This window comes from Pantoea sp. FN0307, from assembly GCF_050113815.1.
Classification (GTDB): domain Bacteria; phylum Pseudomonadota; class Gammaproteobacteria; order Enterobacterales; family Enterobacteriaceae; genus Mixta; species Mixta alhagi.
The window spans coordinates 1541893-1557765 of sequence record NZ_JBNJSO010000001.1; the positions used below are offsets into that span (position 1 = coordinate 1541893).

General features: G+C 48.9%; 15 protein-coding genes and 1 pseudogene. 10 read left to right on the plus strand and 6 right to left on the minus strand.

The window, feature by feature from the left end; translation table 11 throughout:
• Positions 1-15: 15 nt before the first annotated feature.
• Positions 16-936 (plus strand): LysR family transcriptional regulator, encoded by a 921-nt coding sequence (locus ACQE3Z_RS07315; protein WP_426972972.1) that lies wholly within the window; start codon positions 16-18, stop codon positions 934-936.
• A 618-nt stretch (positions 937-1554) separates the two neighbouring features.
• Here ACQE3Z_RS07315 and ACQE3Z_RS07320 read toward each other — a convergent pair.
• The gene (locus tag ACQE3Z_RS07320; RefSeq protein ID WP_426973088.1) at positions 1555-1899 is read right to left on the minus strand and encodes a cupin domain-containing protein; all 345 of its coding nucleotides are present in this window, start codon (positions 1897-1899) and stop codon (positions 1555-1557) included.
• 344 nt (positions 1900-2243) lie between these two features.
• Here ACQE3Z_RS07320 and ACQE3Z_RS07325 point away from each other — a divergent pair, with 344 nt between their 5' ends.
• On the plus strand, positions 2244-2984 hold the full coding sequence (locus ACQE3Z_RS07325; RefSeq protein WP_426972974.1) for an SDR family oxidoreductase: 741 nt from the start codon (positions 2244-2246) through the stop codon (positions 2982-2984).
• Positions 2985-3173: 189 nt separating this feature from the next.
• A pseudogene (locus ACQE3Z_RS07330) lies at positions 3174-3505 on the plus strand (hypothetical protein).
• A gap of 259 nt (positions 3506-3764) precedes the next feature.
• Here the strand turns inward: ACQE3Z_RS07330 and ACQE3Z_RS07335 are convergent.
• Positions 3765-5198, minus strand: coding sequence for an MFS transporter (locus ACQE3Z_RS07335; RefSeq protein WP_426972975.1), 1434 nt, complete (start codon positions 5196-5198; stop codon positions 3765-3767).
• A 139-nt stretch (positions 5199-5337) separates the two neighbouring features.
• Here ACQE3Z_RS07335 and ACQE3Z_RS07340 point away from each other — a divergent pair, with 139 nt between their 5' ends.
• Positions 5338-5694 carry an ArsR/SmtB family transcription factor gene (locus ACQE3Z_RS07340; RefSeq protein ID WP_426972976.1) on the plus strand — a complete coding sequence of 119 codons (357 nt, stop codon included), beginning with the start codon at positions 5338-5340 and terminating at the stop codon, positions 5692-5694.
• A gap of 111 nt (positions 5695-5805) precedes the next feature.
• Here the strand turns inward: ACQE3Z_RS07340 and yajD are convergent, their stop codons facing one another.
• Positions 5806-6153: an HNH nuclease YajD gene (gene yajD, locus ACQE3Z_RS07345; protein WP_085072056.1), complete on the minus strand. Its 348-nt coding sequence runs from the start codon at positions 6151-6153 to the stop codon at positions 5806-5808.
• Between the two features lie 220 nt (positions 6154-6373).
• The gene (locus ACQE3Z_RS07350; protein ID WP_426972978.1) at positions 6374-7435 is read right to left on the minus strand and encodes a hypothetical protein; all 1062 of its coding nucleotides are present in this window, start codon (positions 7433-7435) and stop codon (positions 6374-6376) included.
• A 110-nt stretch (positions 7436-7545) separates the two neighbouring features.
• Between ACQE3Z_RS07350 and ACQE3Z_RS07355 the strand changes: the two genes are divergently transcribed.
• Positions 7546-8430, plus strand: coding sequence for a LysR family transcriptional regulator (locus ACQE3Z_RS07355; RefSeq protein WP_426972979.1), 885 nt, complete (start codon positions 7546-7548; stop codon positions 8428-8430).
• Positions 8431-8695: 265 nt separating this feature from the next.
• On the opposite strand, the gene ACQE3Z_RS07360 is transcribed toward ACQE3Z_RS07355, so the two are convergent.
• Positions 8696-9595 (minus strand): DMT family transporter, encoded by a 900-nt coding sequence (locus tag ACQE3Z_RS07360; protein ID WP_426972980.1) that lies wholly within the window; start codon positions 9593-9595, stop codon positions 8696-8698.
• A gap of 109 nt (positions 9596-9704) precedes the next feature.
• Between ACQE3Z_RS07360 and ACQE3Z_RS07365 the strand changes: the two genes are divergently transcribed.
• From ACQE3Z_RS07365 to ACQE3Z_RS07380, 4 genes are all read left to right on the plus strand, one after another.
• The gene (locus ACQE3Z_RS07365) at positions 9705-11039 is read left to right on the plus strand and encodes a PLP-dependent aminotransferase family protein (RefSeq protein ID WP_426972981.1); all 1335 of its coding nucleotides are present in this window, start codon (positions 9705-9707) and stop codon (positions 11037-11039) included.
• Positions 11040-12605: 1566 nt separating this feature from the next.
• Positions 12606-13100: a glutathione peroxidase gene (locus ACQE3Z_RS07370; RefSeq protein ID WP_426972982.1), complete on the plus strand. Its 495-nt coding sequence runs from the start codon at positions 12606-12608 to the stop codon at positions 13098-13100.
• A 105-nt stretch (positions 13101-13205) separates the two neighbouring features.
• Positions 13206-13373 (plus strand): DMT family transporter, encoded by a 168-nt coding sequence (locus ACQE3Z_RS07375; protein ID WP_426972983.1) that lies wholly within the window; start codon positions 13206-13208, stop codon positions 13371-13373.
• A 258-nt stretch (positions 13374-13631) separates the two neighbouring features.
• On the plus strand, positions 13632-14414 hold the full coding sequence (locus ACQE3Z_RS07380; RefSeq protein WP_426972984.1) for a PhzF family phenazine biosynthesis protein: 783 nt from the start codon (positions 13632-13634) through the stop codon (positions 14412-14414).
• 80 nt (positions 14415-14494) lie between these two features.
• Here ACQE3Z_RS07380 and ACQE3Z_RS07385 read toward each other — a convergent pair whose 3' ends face one another.
• The gene (locus tag ACQE3Z_RS07385; protein ID WP_426972985.1) at positions 14495-15091 is read right to left on the minus strand and encodes a helix-turn-helix domain-containing protein; all 597 of its coding nucleotides are present in this window, start codon (positions 15089-15091) and stop codon (positions 14495-14497) included.
• Between the two features lie 43 nt (positions 15092-15134).
• Here ACQE3Z_RS07385 and ACQE3Z_RS07390 point away from each other — a divergent pair, with 43 nt between their 5' ends.
• Positions 15135-15839 carry a B3/B4 domain-containing protein gene (locus ACQE3Z_RS07390; RefSeq protein ID WP_426972986.1) on the plus strand — a complete coding sequence of 235 codons (705 nt, stop codon included), beginning with the start codon at positions 15135-15137 and terminating at the stop codon, positions 15837-15839.
• Positions 15840-15873: the final 34 nt, after the last annotated feature.

Below are 15873 nucleotides of genomic sequence, written 5' to 3' on the forward strand. Positions count from 1 at the left end.
AGGAAATAGGCCACGATGATCAACATGCAAAGGTTGGGAATCTACGTAGCAGTGGTAGAGACCGGTAGTTTTACCGGCGCAGCTCAGACACTCGGATTAACCAAAGCTGTGGTAAGTTTTAATATCAAACATCTCGAACAAGAGCTGGGTGTCTCGTTACTCATCCGGAGTACCCGGCGAGTTTCAGCGACTGATACCGGCGAAAGATTTTACCATCGATGCCTTCAACTACTTCAGGATGCGGAAAGCCTTCTGGAGGATGTCCGACGCGATCACTCGGGATTAAGCGGTTTACTAAGAATAACGACAACTCCGGAGTATGGTGCTCGCGTCATAGCGCCTGCACTGTCTGCCTTTGTTGCAAAACATCCTCAGTTGCGAATTCAGCACGAGTCATCATCAAAAAACGACGACCTCATAGCTGGCCGCTTTGATGTAGCCATCCGGCTTGGCCATCTTGCCGATTCAAATCATCACGCCCGCCTCATCGATCAATTTGAAATCCTTGCTGTAGCGGCTCCCGGGTATTTGAACACCTTGGATGAAAATTCAATCCGAGACCTTACACAACTTGCGTCAGCAAAATGGATTGCGCATAGCCGTTTATCGACGCCTTTAAGCTGGCAGGTGACAACACCGAAGGGAGAGAATGTATTTCTAAGCGCACTCCATCCGCCCATGATAACCGCTGACAGTGCAGCTTCGTTGCTGGCTTTCGCTCTGGCAGGTGCTGGCGTGGCTGTCTTACCAGCTTGGTTGGTGCAGGATGAGGTTGCTAAAGGGGAGTTAACTCAATTGCTGCCAGACCATCAATTTCCCCGACAAGGGATTTACGCGCTTTACCCACATACACGTCATGTACCAGAGAAAGTACGGACGTTTATAGATTTCCTACATGATCGTTTAGCGCTCATGAGCAGGATAAGAACCCGCTAATAAAATTCAATAAAACTAATCATAAGCACTAAAAAACTGCGCTTTAGTAAGCCATTTTCAATCCTATTATCTTGGTAAACTTACATCGTCTGACAACGAAAATCCTTGCTGGTTTTAAAAATCCTTTATTACCAATTTCTGATTAAATTTCAAACAATTCTACCTTTGAGATTCTGCTCGAAGCGCATGAAAATTAGAAAAATTGAATGCCATAACGATAAAAACAAAATTAACCGAATTAAAACAATAGGTTAACCATTGTAATTTTTGTTTCTTAAGCACCAACCCAATCTATTTCACTGCACAAAAAACATTCAAAAAATGATTTTAAATCTATTTTGGATTGAAAATTTCACAACAAAATAATCATAATTGTTCAAATTTACTATTGACACAGAAAGAAATCATATTGATTTTTGTTGCCGATTTGTAAAGTAACTCCAATGGGAAAAAGGTAACAATACCTTATGAGTTTATTGCGATGCTATAGTCTTTGGCACACATCGGGAGGATGTAATAAGTGAGGGTGACCTGCTCCCCGTTGCTCATATCCAGTTATGTTAGTAAATAACGCACTGACCTTATGTTAAGGTCAGCTATTACAGTTAGTACGTGGCATCAGGATGGTGGGAGGTCAGAACGATCCCCTCGTGTGGTCGGATGTGAAATTACAATAAACTCTACGGGAGATTCAGTATCGTTTCTGGCTTGATGCCTGGAGCCCGGCGGAATTTCTAATCCCTGCAGGGCCTTAATATTATGCATTTCACCTTCCAGCTCCATTGAAAGAACACCTTTAAGAACAAAGAAAAACTGTCTGGAAACTGAGTGGAAATGTCGCTTTTCGAAGGTGCCTGGAGGCATTTTTTCATGAATAACCAGCATGTCCTGGCGGTTTACCAGGTACCAACCATCGCAATTGCCACCCCATATATAATGCTCTGCATTATCCTTTGAAATCATCATAGTTCTCCTTATGCATGCCCCCTATCTCAAGGGTGTAAGAGGTTTATACCGAGAGATGCTATCAATTCGCAACGGGTTAAGCTTTAGTTAATCGCTTAAAAACATTAACTTTATCGTTCAACATATCCATCAGTTATTAATTTTTTGGCAGATGGGTATTTACACAGGACATTAGGTCTGCTTTTTGCTTATAGCAGACCTTACCCCGTACGCATGTCCGCCTTTGCCAGAAGCGGACATTCAAGCAGTAATGCTATCGTTGCGTAATGAAACAGATGACGAATAGTGTTTTGTTTACGTAAGGTAAATGCTGATTCCGCAGCCAAGTAAAGGGAGTAAGCATGGGAAGATTTCAGGGTAAACGTATACTGATCACGGGCGGTACCAGTGGTATGGGGCTGGCAGGCGCTCAGCGCATTGTCACTGAAGGCGGTCATGTAGCCATTACGGGGCTTAATGAAGAAAGGCTGAAACATGCACGCAGCCTGCTTCCTGTAACATCGCTTATTGTGAAAAGCGATGCTGCAAGCGAAGCTGACATAAATGCGCTGGAAGAAGCTATTAGCGGTTGGGGATCACTTGATGGATTATGGCTTAATGCCGGCTTCGCAGAGGTGGGCTCCCCGGAATCTGTAACGGCAGATTCTTTTAATCGCATGATGAACGCTAATGTGCGCGGTCCGATGCTACAGCTGGCAGCTCTCTCCAGATCACTTAATTCAGGTGCATCCGTTCTGGTGACTTCATCCTCATCTGTATATGAAGGAGCGGCGATGACAAGCCTGTATGCAGCGACGAAAGGCGCCGTTATCGCTATGGTCAAAAGCTGGGCATCTGCGTTTGCTGAACGCGGTATCCGCGCCAACACTTTGGTACCAGGTCCGATTGAAACTAACTTCAGGCACTTTATGCCAGAAGAGGCGCGTCAGCAGTTTGAAGATTTTGTAGTAAGCCAGGTTCCTTTGGGTCGCGCAGGAACTGCAGAAGAGGCTGCTGCAGTTGCACTTTTCCTCCTTTCCGATGATGCATCCTATGTTACCGGCAGCCAGTATGCTGTAGACGGCGGGCTGGTACATTACTGATCGTTTACAAAGGTTCATGAAAGTAACTGGAATTAATCCAGTAACGTCCGCTTTCGCTCATAGCGGACCTTACTCCAGTGTTAGTCCTCTCTCTGCCATAAGTGGACTATAGGAAAACCGCAGTGCTTTATATTTAGGTGATCGGGTAACAGACGAAATAAAGGTTTCTGGATATATAGGATCCAATCCATGACCACGCTACTCTGGAACAAAAGCCGTATCATTGGTCAAAAACGACTTCTTCAGCTATCTCATATCTGGGGAATTCGTATCAGACTCAAGCTGGAAGGAAAACTACGCGATTTAGCGCTGTTTAACATGGCCCTGAACAGTAGGCTTCGGGGCTGTGAGCTGGTGAAACTGAAAGTATCATCTTTTCAAGTCCCGGGTAGGTTCTTCCCAACACATCTCAACCAGATAATACAACCCCCAAGCCATATCTGATCTATAAGAAGACAAAGAACCTGCGGGTGATTCAGTTACTGTCAGGACACAAAAACCCCTAAAGCACTGTTCGATAGCTGGATATTGAAGTCGATGATGCGTTAGAGATATTTGAGTTGATAGAAGTTTGAGCTTGTCAGGGCTGCTACAGCAGCCCATGCCAGAAGCTGACATCCACATACAAGCTGGCACATATCGGCACGTTAAGCCTCTCACTCCCCGTTAGCGTGAGCCGGTAACGCAGAAGATTAACGTTAGTGAAACCTGCCTGACAGCAAGCCTTTGATACGCCTGTTTTTCATCTGGAAACGGATACAGAAGAAGACTGATTTTCAGTTACGTCGTTTCTGCTGATACACCAGTCGCAGCTTTGAAGGGCAACAGACGGGAAACAAGAAGTCCCGCCATCTGTCCGGCTGCAGCCAGATAAAAAGCAAGTTGTATGGCATTTTCGAGGCTGCTCACAGAGGTTTCCCGTTGCAGATTTTCGGCCCCACTTCCGGATAAGGCTATCAGCAAAGCAATACCAATAGCATTACCCACGTTCAGCGTTGTGGATGCCATGCCTGAAGCGATCCCCTGTTCGTTATGCTTTACGCCAGCGCCAGAAGCTATCCACATTGCCGTCCATACAATTCCCTGGCCTGCTCCTGAAATGGCCAACCCGGGCAGTATTTCTGCATAAGACGCGCCTGAAAAGACTGCCGGCACCATTGCCAGAGTCCCGGCGATTCCGGTCAAAAAACCGGCCAGTAACGTCGTGCGCACCGGCAGGCAATTTGCCAGTCGGGCTCCGAGCTGCGTCCCGGCAAAAATTGCCAGCGAAGGAATAATAAATGCCAGGCCAGTTTGCAGGGCGCTGTACCCCATAACGCTCTGAAACATAACTGTCAGAAAATAAGGCAGAGCACCAAAGGTTCCCATATAAATGAATGTAATTACCATGCCTGTGACCAGACTACGGTTTCTGAATAAGCGTACCGGCATCAGTGGATCGTGGCTGCGTGACTCAATGGCAGCAAACGTCAACAGAAATACAGCTGCCAGAACCAGTGATAAAAGGATATGTCCTGACAGCCAGCCGTCTTCCGGTCCCTGAACCATGGCATAAACCAACAGGGTTGCTCCCACGGTTACTGTCAAAGCGCCCGGAAAATCGAAACGGCGGCGCTCATTGCGCAGGCTATCCTTGGGTAAGACGAAAAAAGCAGCAGAAATCGCGATAGCTGCCAGAACAACGTTGACGAAAAACACTGCCGGCCAGCCATAAAAACTGGTGAGAATACCTCCGGCAAGCGATCCCAGCGTCAGGCCGCTTGCTCCGGCGCCGCCCCATATAGCCAGTGCTCTGTTGCGTGAGGGACCTTCCTCAAACAGCCTGTTTATAAGTGAAAGCGTGGATGGAAACAGCATTGCAGCGCCTATGCCTTGTATAGCTCGCGCAATTACGATGACAACAGGACTCCATGCTAAACCTCCAGCAAGCGAAGAGAGCGCGTAAACCCACAACGCACTAATAAATACGCTACGCTGTCCCAGCAGATCTGCAGCCCGTCCACCAAACAGTAAAAATCCTCCGCAGCATACCGTGTAAGCACTGACCACCCACTGAAGCGTGTGCTCTGAAAATCCCAGGCCCGCGCCAATCACTGGCAGAGCCACAAACACAATATTGATATCCAGGGAATAAATAAGCTGGGCGAACGCAAGCAGCGCAAGGCTCCAGTGTTGTAAACGAGGGATGCCTGAAACCGGTGAGGGAATAGCCATTAAACAATCTCCATATAAACCAAAGAAACTAATGTACGAGTACATACGTACAATTAATGTATGAGTGTACTCGTACATTAGTCAACTGATAAAATTTAAAGTAGAGTGTTGGCATGTTGCTAAGCCGAGGAGTAACCAGATGCTTTCTAACCATCCTGACACAGAACAAATACGTCTTGAAAATGTGCTGACGGCTTTGGGAAATCCGCTACGTCTGACTGTGGTGCGTGTACTGGCTGGCGGTGGTGAGTATGCCTGTAGCGCCGTGCTGAGCGGTATCCCCAAATCAACGCTAACTCACCACTGGCGTGTATTACGAGACAGTGGCGTTATCTGGCAGCGTCCTTACGGACGCGAAAATTTACTGTCACTGCGTCGGGAAGATCTGGATGCCCGCTTCCCCGGGCTGCTTGATGTTCTGTTGGGCGCGGTGGAAAACGATGCACTGACGCAGCAGTCAACAACAAGGCATCTGCCGCCTCTCCGCCCGGAATAACAGGTATATGAAAAAATGATGTGAACTGAACGCATAAGTCCGCTGTTCGTTCACAGCGGCATAACGCCGCCGCTATGGGTTACTTTGTGTCAGAAGCGGACATTTCTAACCTCATTTCTTTTTATTAAGCATCGACTTTAAATCGGCAAAGGGATTATAGGTTGCGGCCGCCACATCTTTTTGCGCGTCCTCCCCTGCCACCACAGTTGTGCCGTACTGGTCAGCTTCTGTGTACTTCGAGTGTTCGTGGTCATGACAATACAGACACAATAACTCCCAGTTACTGCCGTCTTCCGGGTTATTGGTATGGTCGTGGTCGATATGGTGAACCGTTAACTCGCGTAGATTGGAGTAAACAAACTCCCGTGAGCAGCGTCCACATACCCACGGATAGATTTTTAATGCTTTCTCACGGTAGCCACTTTCCAGCCGCGTATAGTTTTTTGGGATCAGAGCCATTACTGATGTTACCTGTTATAAAAAGATAATTTTCCATTCAATTTAAGCAAGCTAGCCTGCTTAACCATGAATTTCAAGTTGCTTGCTCCGTGCGCTTTTCGCTTATCGCAAACAGCGCACGTCCAGTTGCTGTCCTCCGAGTGCCTGAAGGAGACGTCAAAAGAAAATGGGGTTAATAGGCTGCCAGTGTAATGAGTTAGCCATCGGCATTGTTAAGTAGTTATTTGTCCAGGCGATAACGGGCTATTTTCGTGTTGCGAAAAGCACTCACCCATAACTCTTTACCAACTTCCAGCCCTGTTGTTGCAGCAGCGTAATTCTTCATCTTTTCACCATCAACCAGAACCCGAAGGGTAGCCAAAGTATCAGGATCAACTTCAATAATTTTAAAAGGAACCGGGCAGACATCTTTATCAGAAGCAACACAATCAAAAATGCTGGTTGCTGACTGAAGCTGGCCTGCGACTATGAGATTTCCATCGCTGGACCAACTCAAATTATCTGGCTTCATACCAATGTTCACCTGAAGAGCCTTACCACTGCCTGAAGAAGTAGGTAACCGCAAGATGCTCTCGCTTCCCCAGCCCGCAATGTAATAAAATTTGCCATCAGCACTGATTTTAAGACCGTTATTCAGCGGGAGTTCACTGTCAGCAATCCTTTTGAAACCTTTTTGTTTAGTCCACTCTAACAGGTAACCGGTATTAACCTTATCCTCCAGCTGCTGCATGAATTTTTTATTATCCGTTTCAAAAGAAATTGTCACTGCCAGACTGTCGTTACTGAGCGGAGTAACCGCATTGGGGAAAGCTTTATCAGGCATGATCAAACATCCACTCCATGCCAAAGCCGGTTTAGATGTTGAAAGATCAACGTTGAAGAATTCAATCGACATTCGTTTCCCGCGATTTACCGCCATCAGTTGAAGAGCGCCATCAGTTGCACTTCGTATGGCAAGCCCACTCATCGCCAGGTCGTTTAAATCAAGAGGTTTACAGGTTGGATCGCCCGCTGAAGAGACAGGTGCGACCTTAGCATTAGCCAACTGAGCGATACCAGTCACTGAATTAATGAGATATAAATAGCCTGGTTTAGATTTCCCTGGTGTTCTGTCTGTTGATGTGACCACCCACGGGGTATCAGGAATGACCACCATATCTTCCGGATTGACGGTGTTTTCCACATAGCCGATAAATTCCTGTGCGTGCAACATCGCTGAATTGATTGTTATGCAAAAGGTCAGCGTAAAGCCAACGAGCTTACTTATTTTGAGAGAGATCATGATTTTCTTTCAATGAATAGTCAGAGAGCACACTTTAGATAACAAACTAAAGTTGATATATAAGCCTCAAATCACTACATTGATGACTAAAATTCCAGTGAGGCAACATTATGGATCTTGGCGCGATAGCTGCTTTTGTAGCTGCAGCGGAGGGCGGTAATTTTACCGTGGCGGCTGCAGAGCTGGGTATCAGTGCTTCAGGGGTGAGTAAAGCGGTTTCACGGCTGGAAAATGAACTGCACGTCAGGTTATTTAACCGCACAACCCGTAGTCTGAGCCTGACAGCTGATGGGACTGCGCTATACCAGCGATGTAAGCAAATTCTGAACGATCTGGATGACGCTAAGCTCGCGATGTCTCACGCACAGCATGCCCCCCAGGGGCGTCTTCATATCAGCATTCCTGCTGCTTTTGGACGTTCGCGAGTGATACCAGTAATTTCTACCTTTATGCAGCATTACCCGCAGGTTAAGGTAGATGCCAGCGTAACCGATCGCTTTGTTGATGTGGTGGAAGAGGGTTTTGACGTCATCGTGCGTATTGGTGATTTGCCTGACACGCGAATGGTTGCACGTTCTTTAGGGGTGACCCGTTTCGTTGTGGCCGCTTCCCCTCATTATTTTCAACAACACCCCCGCCCTGAAAAACCGGAAGATCTGCGCAATCATAATTGCGTGTCATTTATTTCTCCTCAGACAAAAAGAATTAGCGAATGGCTTTTTTTCAGGAATAATCAAAAAATTGTGCACATCCCTGCCGGGACATTATCGCTGGATGATGGGGAAGCAATGATAGATGCTGCAATTAGTGATTCAGGAGTCATCTATTGCCAGGATTATATGATTGAAAATGCTGTAAAAGAGGGGAAACTGGAAAGGGTGCTTGACGACTTTATAACGCCAGAAAAACCAGTGGTCGTGATGTATCCGCAAAATCGCCACTTATCACCCAAAGTACGCGTATTCGTTGACTTTATGGTTGCTCACTTTTCCTGATGGCATGCGGCGTTTTGGATATTTACTGATCCATGCCATTTTACAGAATTAACCTCTCTATCGTGTTGCGCTGTTAAGTATAGAAAGTTGCATATAACCGCCGATCCCCGAAGATCCGGTGACCGGCTCTTACATGCTACCCTGGTGCCTTACTGGGCCGTGATATTGGGCAACAATCGTCTGTCAGCATATCAGGCATCCCTTAGAGGCGGACAACCTGGAATCAGAAACGGCCATCCCTGCGTAGGTTGCTACCGCAGCGGCATTAAGATGCTTTACGTGCAAATTTGCGCGAACCGATGACACAAAGGATTACCCCCAGCGTGACCGCAAGCATCAAAGGAGTCACAGTTTCCGATAGCAGCGAGGCGGAAAGCCCCAGCCCGAAGAAAGGCTGCAGCAGCTGTAGCTGCCCCACAGCGGCAATACCGCCTGTAGCCAATCCTTTGTACCAGAAAATAAATCCTATCAGCATGCTGAAAAGGGAGACATATGCCAGCGCAGTCCATCCTCGTACGCTTATCGCACTGGCATCTTCTGGCATAGTGATAAACGTGGCCATGAGCATCAGCGGCAAAGAAATAATCAGCGCCCAACTTATCACCTGCCATCCGCCCATTTCACGTGAAAGCTTTGCGCCTTCGGCATAGCCCAGTCCGCAGACAACTACAGAGGCCAGCATCAGTAAGTCACCGATCGCGGAGACCGACACACTCTGCGACAGAGCGAATCCCCCTACTAACAGGCTGCCAATTATAGAAAATATCCAGAATGGCAGGCGTGGTCTTTCCCCTGCTCTGATTACGCCAAAAATGGCGGTAGCCAGTGGTAGCAGCCCCAGAAACACGATTGAATGAGCAGAGGTTATGTGCTGCAGCGCTATTGCCGTCAGCAGCGGAAAACCCATTACTACACCGAGCGCAACAATGATTAAAGAGCCTATCTGATGGCGCTGCGGACGTTTCTGACTGAAAAACAGGATCAGCATGATTGCCAGCATACCGGCGATTGAGGCTCGTATAAAAGTCAGGAAAAAAGGGTTCATATCCTGAACCGCTATTCGTGTGGCTGGCAGCGAACCGCTGAATATTATTACGCCCAGTAAGCCATTGATCCAGCCGGACACCGCGCCGGGAACTGCTTTATTCTCTCTATTGGTCACCACAATACCCCCGCATTGAAGCATGGCTGAAACAGCAAGCCTCAAAAATTGACAGTCCCTATGCTAGCCCTCATGATTTATTACAATCAAAAAATTGTCATGGATACAATTTATGAAGGCGCGCTATAAAGCTATCGTGGATGAATACGCGGGCGCGATCCGAAGCGGCAGCCTTCCGGCAGGTACCCGACTTTTGACCCACAGGGCGCTATCCGCCGAGAAACGCATTTCCCTGGCAACCGCAACCCGCGTTTATGCAGAACTGGAAGCCATGGGCCTTGTGAGTGGAGAAACTGGCCGTGGGACCTTTGTGCGAGATATTTCGTTGCCTGCCGGGCTTGGAACGGACCAGCATGTCGTGGCGTCAGACGTTCTGGATCTCAACTTTAATTACCCTTCTCTGCCGGAACAGACTGAACTGCTGCGTGAAGCGATTCGTTCACTGGCCACAACCGGTGATCTTGAATCAGGGCTGCGTTACCAACCTCACGCCGGGAGACAAAACGATCGGAATACTATTGCTTCATGGCTGAGGAACGCTGGCATTTCATCCTCTGCGGATGACGTGCTGATTGTGAATGGTGCGCAGCATGGCCTCACGATAGCTGTGATGGGCCTGCTGAAACCCGGCGATGTGGTAGCGGTAGATGCACTCATCTATCCTGGTTTTAAAGCTCTGGCCACGCTTTATCATCTGGAACTTGCACCGATACCTGCAGGTTCTGACGGTCCTGACCTGAATGCGTTAAGGCAAATCTGCCAACGCCGGCGCGTTCGTGCGATCTATACAATGCCTACGCTGCATAATCCGCTTGGCTGGGTCCTGAGTCATGCTCAGCGCAGGGAACTCGCCCTCATTGCCAGAACGTTTGATCTCCTCGTGCTTGAGGACGCAGCCTATGCCTTTCTCGTCCATCATCCACCAGCCCCCCTCGCCTGCTATGCACCGGAAAGAACGGTCTATGTCACCGGCTTTGCGAAAAATATTGCTACCGGCCTGCGTGTCGGTGCTGTGGTCTGTCCAGCTCACATGCGTGGAGCGCTTGAGCGTGCTATTCGTGCCACAACGTGGAATACGCCTTCCCTCATGGTCTCGATTGTTTGTGGCTGGATTAAGGATGGTACGATCAGGCGTCTGGAGTTACTGAAACGGCGTGATGCCCGCCAGCGCCAGGTTATTGCCCGCGAGATCCTGGGTGACAGTGACTGGGTAAGCCATCCCAATTCCTACTTTATCTGGCTACCGCTACCTTGTGAGATCAGAGCTGAACGAATTGTGAACCGTTTAATGCAGCAGCAGATCTCCGTTTCTACCGCAGAGCCATTCAGCACCTCACAAAACGTGCCGCACGCCATTCGCCTCGCGCTGGGCTCGGTCACTTTGGATAAGCTCCGGCTTGCCCTGAGCGCAGTGAAACAGACAATAGAATATGAAAAGGATATCTAGCAGCAAACGGCGACATTATGAAGGCCAGTTGCATTAAGTTCGGTGGGCAGGTTTCAGGGAAACGCATACCGATCGCTGGCGATACCAGCGGCATGGGGCTTTCAGGTGCCTGGCGCACATAAAATCAGATACAAAAAACCGCCCGAAGGCGGTTAGAGTTTTATTTGATATTTTCTCGGATTCTCGAAGCATTGCGAACAGGGTGCGGTTGCAAGATGCCGCAACCGGGACACTTTTATGGCATCCCGTTCGTGGTAAAACGTGCCCAAAAAGTCCCGCTTACCCCATACTGGCAGTAATATGCATCCTTCAGAGTGGATCTGATATTTGATAGTTTGCTGTGACAGTTTCTCAAGGTAGTAAAACTTCGCCATCTTTTTTTTCCATACTTATTTTTGTAATAAAAACGTAGTCAAAAAATAAATATTGGCCCTAAAATTTTACCTATCAAATCGATAGGTTTTATCTTAAAAGGCAGACTAGCGTGCTCAGGCAGGTCAAGTGCTCTGTGCTATGTCCTCAACCCTGTTTGTCACCCACACCCACACTTACATCCGACGTTTTTTACAGTCAGTTTTCACTTTTACGAAAAATTAACTGGTCAATCTATCGCCAAGCGGCTGAATTAGGAATATTCTTAATTAGCTTCCTCGTAAACAGGGTCAGAGACGATGTCAGTAATACAATTGGTATGCACAGAGTGCGGATGCGATCGCTTCACTTCATCGGCAAAATCTTTCAGTGATGAAGCCGTTGCCACTATCCAGTGTGAAAAATGCTCGGCACAGGTTAAGGTTGATGAGGTCGTCTGGTATCAGAAAGATTGCATTTCACCTGCTCGCGGTGTTTCGGGAGAGAAAGCTCTGTTCACTGACACCTTTTATCTTGTTCCTGGCTCATAAGTTACTTACCAGGAACGGTAGGCAGAAAGCTCCTGCCGGAATCATAAGCGCATCGGCCATTGTGATGTCAAAACAGCCATTGCCAGCAAATGTGCTGAAAGCTATTGAGTAATCAACGGACGAAATTAATCCAATAAATGCAGATGTTACCCATCCTCAGTGGGTTACAGTTGCTGCTGTAACGCTGCCTGTAGTGGGTGGCCCGGCCTGATTAAACTTCAGTTAATATATAATTATGCGTCAGAGAACCAATACGAAAAAGCTCACCAAAGCGAGCTTTTTAATAAGATATAACTCTCGCCATACGTAGTTTTAATTTCTGAAAAATTTATAGTTAATTAACCCTACCAGCGTACCCGTGAGAATTACTCTACATACATTTTTGAACGACATGAAATCATTAACGGTAAAATAGTCTAAGACAAACAGAGCTATTATTAATATCAGTGCGTTCAACACCACCCTTTTTAGATATTTACTTACCATCAGCACGTTAAACCATAGTTGATTGCGCCACGGCTGGCGCCAGCGCGCCTCAAGGCTAAACGGAGCGATCCGGCCACTGATAAAACTATAACATCAGGATTTGTGCAATTCTGTCGACAGACAATTGTCCTGTCTTACACAATGAATCGGCGATATGAGTAATTCTGAGGATTTTGATATGAGCACTTTTCATCAGCTTACTGCCACCAGTCTGAGTGGTCAGCTCATCCCTATGGCTGACTACGCTGGCAAGCTGGTTCTCGTGGTCAATACCGCCAGCCATTGTGGATTTACGCCACAATACGCAGGCCTTGAATCGCTTTACAAGAAGTACGCCGCCCAGGGTCTGGTAGTGCTTGGTTTTCCCTGCAACCAGTTCGGTAAACAGGAACCCGGCGGTGCTGACGAAATCGCGCAGACCTGCCACATTAATTATGGTGTGAGCTTCCCGATGTTCGAGAAAGTGGAGGTCAACGGCACTTCAACGCACCCGGTATTTCGTTACCTGAAAGACGAATTGCCCGGCGTACTGGGAGGACGAATCAAATGGAACTTTACTAAGTTTCTGATCGGACGCGACGGCAAACCACTCAAGCGTTTTGCACCGTTCTCTACCCCGAAGAAAATGGAACCCGTAATTCTTGCTGCACTTGAAATCTCAGCACGTCTGTAATTTGAACCTTTAATCTTTAGAGCGCTTTCGACGAAATGATTATATGCGTATGAAGTTAATGTTCACTTTACGCTATAACGGACCTTGCCATACGCACGCTACATAATGCGTTCACTACCGCTGGGGACGGCTTACACAATATGGACCGGGATAGGTGCAGTGGGATCATTTCTGGCCGGACTGTACTTCCTGGGCGAGCCGGCCACCCCGATGCGCATACTGGCGGCGGTGATAATCGTGGCCGGTCTCATCATGATGAAGCTGGCATCGTGACTCTCTCAGGGCTGGCAGGCGTCTGCCAGCCCTTTTCTCAGTGCGCCCGCTTGTGAGGTGTTTACACAACTGGCAGGAAGCGAACCCAATTCGGGGAAAGACAATCAGCGGTATGTCAGAAGCAGGCATAGCTGGCGCGCTGTACGGTATAACGGCTCAGAGAATCAACTGCATGTTTTCTTAAGTTGAAGGGTTATAGGATAACCCTGATTCATACGGTTAAAACATAACGAGAGAGTAATTACGATGTTCCTTAAGATGTTTCAGGTTGATGCTTTTTCCGATCGGGTATTTGGCGGTAATCCTGCTGCCGTTCTGGTGCTTAATGACTGGCTGCCGGACAGCACGATGCAGTCCATTGCAGCAGAAAATAACCTGGCTGAGACGGCTTTCGTAAAACGCGCCGATAACGGCTGGGACCTGCGGTGGTTCACCCCAACGGTGGAAGTGGATTTTTGCGGTCATGCCACGCTTGCGACCGCCCACGTTCTGGTAACGGAATATGGCATAACAGGACCGCTCTCATTTTCAGCCCGCGTCGGGCAGTTGAGAGTTGAGGTGAAAGAGGACGGCTATCTGCTCGATTTACCGTGCATACCTCCCGAAGAAATGGCCCAGCTTCCGGAAATCATCAGTCCGGTGTTCAACGATCAGGCCCAATTCTGGTTCCGTAATTTTGAAAACATCTTTGTGGTGCTGAGCGGGGAAGACGCGGTCAGGGCGTGTCAGCCAGATTTACACGTGCTTGCCGGGCTGGGGCCTATCGGTGTGGTCGTGACAGGTCAGGGATCGGGTAGTCAGTACGATTTTGTCTCACGATACTTTGCGCCGGGTGCAGGCATTCCGGAAGATCCGGTGACCGGCTCAATACATGCCACCCTGGTACCTTACTGGGCAGAAAAACTGGGTAAAAACAAACTGTCTGCCTGGCAGGCATCCCTCAGAGGGGGACATCTGATTTGTGAGCTGAAAGAAGACAGGGTCGTTATTGAAGGAAAGGCAGTTACGTTCATGAAAGCGGAGATTTGCGTACCGGTCTGACCGGTGAGGGTCTGGCCCGGGAATCCGGACCAGACTGTATCTTACGGTTCTGGCTCACAGAAGAGCACAAAGCGATCTTTTTAGCGGCCTTTCTCATGCACCGTCATGGTAAACATGGTTACCTCCGTGCCACTGTTCATATAGGCATGCGGTGCGTCTGTTCTTGCAACGGCTGCCCCCCCGGAACTTATCACGTAAGTGGTGTCGCTAACGACGAGCGTCAGGGTTCCGCTGGATACATAAAGGAGTTCACTGGTGCCTTCCGGATGTCCGGGAGACTCAAAAGTTTCTCCGGGGTAAAGCACCCACTCCCATAGCTCAATCATGTCCGGCCCGCTCGTGCCCGCAAGCAGACGCGCACTGCCTCCCTTTTCTCCTTTCCAGAGCACAGGAATTTCACTGGCTCCGATGAGGTGAACGGCAGGCCTCCCGGCGACGTTGACAAAGTCAGCCACGGATACGTTCATCGCAGACGCAAGGCGGCAGAGCAGCGCAATGCTGGGGTTGGCCCGGCATCCTTCTATCTCTACCAGCATTCCCTTACTGACGCCTGAACGGCGGGAAAGCTCATCAAGTGACATTTTATTCTGGCTGCGGTAAAGCTTTATGTGCGCGGAAACGGCCTCGTTTACCCTGGCCGCATCGGCATCGGTCGTTATATTGACTTTATTGGTCATCGGTCATTATCATGTAATAAATCAGTCATTACAGGATTATCATATGTCAGCCGTGTTACCGTCAATCAGTCCCGAAATTTACCGCATCGCACCAGGTTTTCGTGCGCTCAGTATCAGCGTAGAGGCGGCCCCCGTGGCTGATAAACGGGTTGGTGACGTCGCGCTTGAGGAAGCCTGCAAGGCCGTTCTGGCAGGGCAGCCTGCCTGGGCAGAGGCGCACCTCAGCGCATGGGCGGACATTTTCCGGGCCTTCGGTGCAAAACCCAGGCGCACGCCCTGTTCGGCAGAAGCTTTGAGAAAGCGCGTCATAAAGGATGGCACGATGGCCGCTCTCGATCCGGTGGTGGATTTGTATAACGCCGTCAGCATCCGATATGCCGTTCCGGTTGGCGGTGAAAACTTTGCGGCTTACGTCGGGATGCCGCAGCTGGTTGTAGCTGACGGAACCGAAATTTTTGACACCATGAAGGACGGTCAGCCGGGAAGCGAGTCACCGGAAGCAGGAGAAGTTGTCTGGCGCGATGATACCGGCGTGACCTGTCGCCGATGGAACTGGCGGCAGGGCGTACGGACCCGGCTGAGCGTGGCAGACAGCAGCATGTGGTTCATCCTTGAGAGCCTGCCGGAAATGCCGCTGGAAGAGCTGTATGCGGCCGGCAGAATGCTGACAGACGGCCTTGAAAAAATGATGCCCGGCGCACGCTGTCAGACCGTTCTCATCAGCAACGCGTCGTCTGATGCGAAATAACTTTTGCTCTCCCGGCGCGTGCCGGGACGGCTCC

Excerpts from the sequence above, each read along its gene's own strand:
- ACQE3Z_RS07385 (WP_426972985.1), bottom strand. The coding sequence starts at position 15,091 with ATGACCAATAAAGTCAATATAACGACCGATGCCGATGCGGCCAGGGTA.
- ACQE3Z_RS07375 (WP_426972983.1), top strand. The coding sequence starts at position 13,206 with ATGCGTTCACTACCGCTGGGGACGGCTTACACAATATGGACCGGGATA.
- ACQE3Z_RS07320 (WP_426973088.1), bottom strand. The coding sequence starts at position 1,899 with ATGATTTCAAAGGATAATGCAGAGCATTATATATGGGGTGGCAATTGC.
- ACQE3Z_RS07380 (WP_426972984.1), top strand. The coding sequence starts at position 13,632 with ATGTTTCAGGTTGATGCTTTTTCCGATCGGGTATTTGGCGGTAATCCT.
- ACQE3Z_RS07350 (WP_426972978.1), bottom strand. The coding sequence starts at position 7,435 with ATGATCTCTCTCAAAATAAGTAAGCTCGTTGGCTTTACGCTGACCTTT.
- ACQE3Z_RS07365 (WP_426972981.1), top strand. The coding sequence starts at position 9,705 with ATGAAGGCGCGCTATAAAGCTATCGTGGATGAATACGCGGGCGCGATC.
- ACQE3Z_RS07325 (WP_426972974.1), top strand. The coding sequence starts at position 2,244 with ATGGGAAGATTTCAGGGTAAACGTATACTGATCACGGGCGGTACCAGT.
- ACQE3Z_RS07355 (WP_426972979.1), top strand. The coding sequence starts at position 7,546 with ATGGATCTTGGCGCGATAGCTGCTTTTGTAGCTGCAGCGGAGGGCGGT.
- ACQE3Z_RS07390 (WP_426972986.1), top strand. The coding sequence starts at position 15,135 with ATGTCAGCCGTGTTACCGTCAATCAGTCCCGAAATTTACCGCATCGCA.
- yajD (WP_085072056.1), bottom strand. The coding sequence starts at position 6,153 with ATGGCTCTGATCCCAAAAAACTATACGCGGCTGGAAAGTGGCTACCGT.
- ACQE3Z_RS07370 (WP_426972982.1), top strand. The coding sequence starts at position 12,606 with ATGAGCACTTTTCATCAGCTTACTGCCACCAGTCTGAGTGGTCAGCTC.
- ACQE3Z_RS07315 (WP_426972972.1), top strand. The coding sequence starts at position 16 with ATGATCAACATGCAAAGGTTGGGAATCTACGTAGCAGTGGTAGAGACC.
- ACQE3Z_RS07335 (WP_426972975.1), bottom strand. The coding sequence starts at position 5,198 with ATGGCTATTCCCTCACCGGTTTCAGGCATCCCTCGTTTACAACACTGG.
- ACQE3Z_RS07340 (WP_426972976.1), top strand. The coding sequence starts at position 5,338 with ATGCTTTCTAACCATCCTGACACAGAACAAATACGTCTTGAAAATGTG.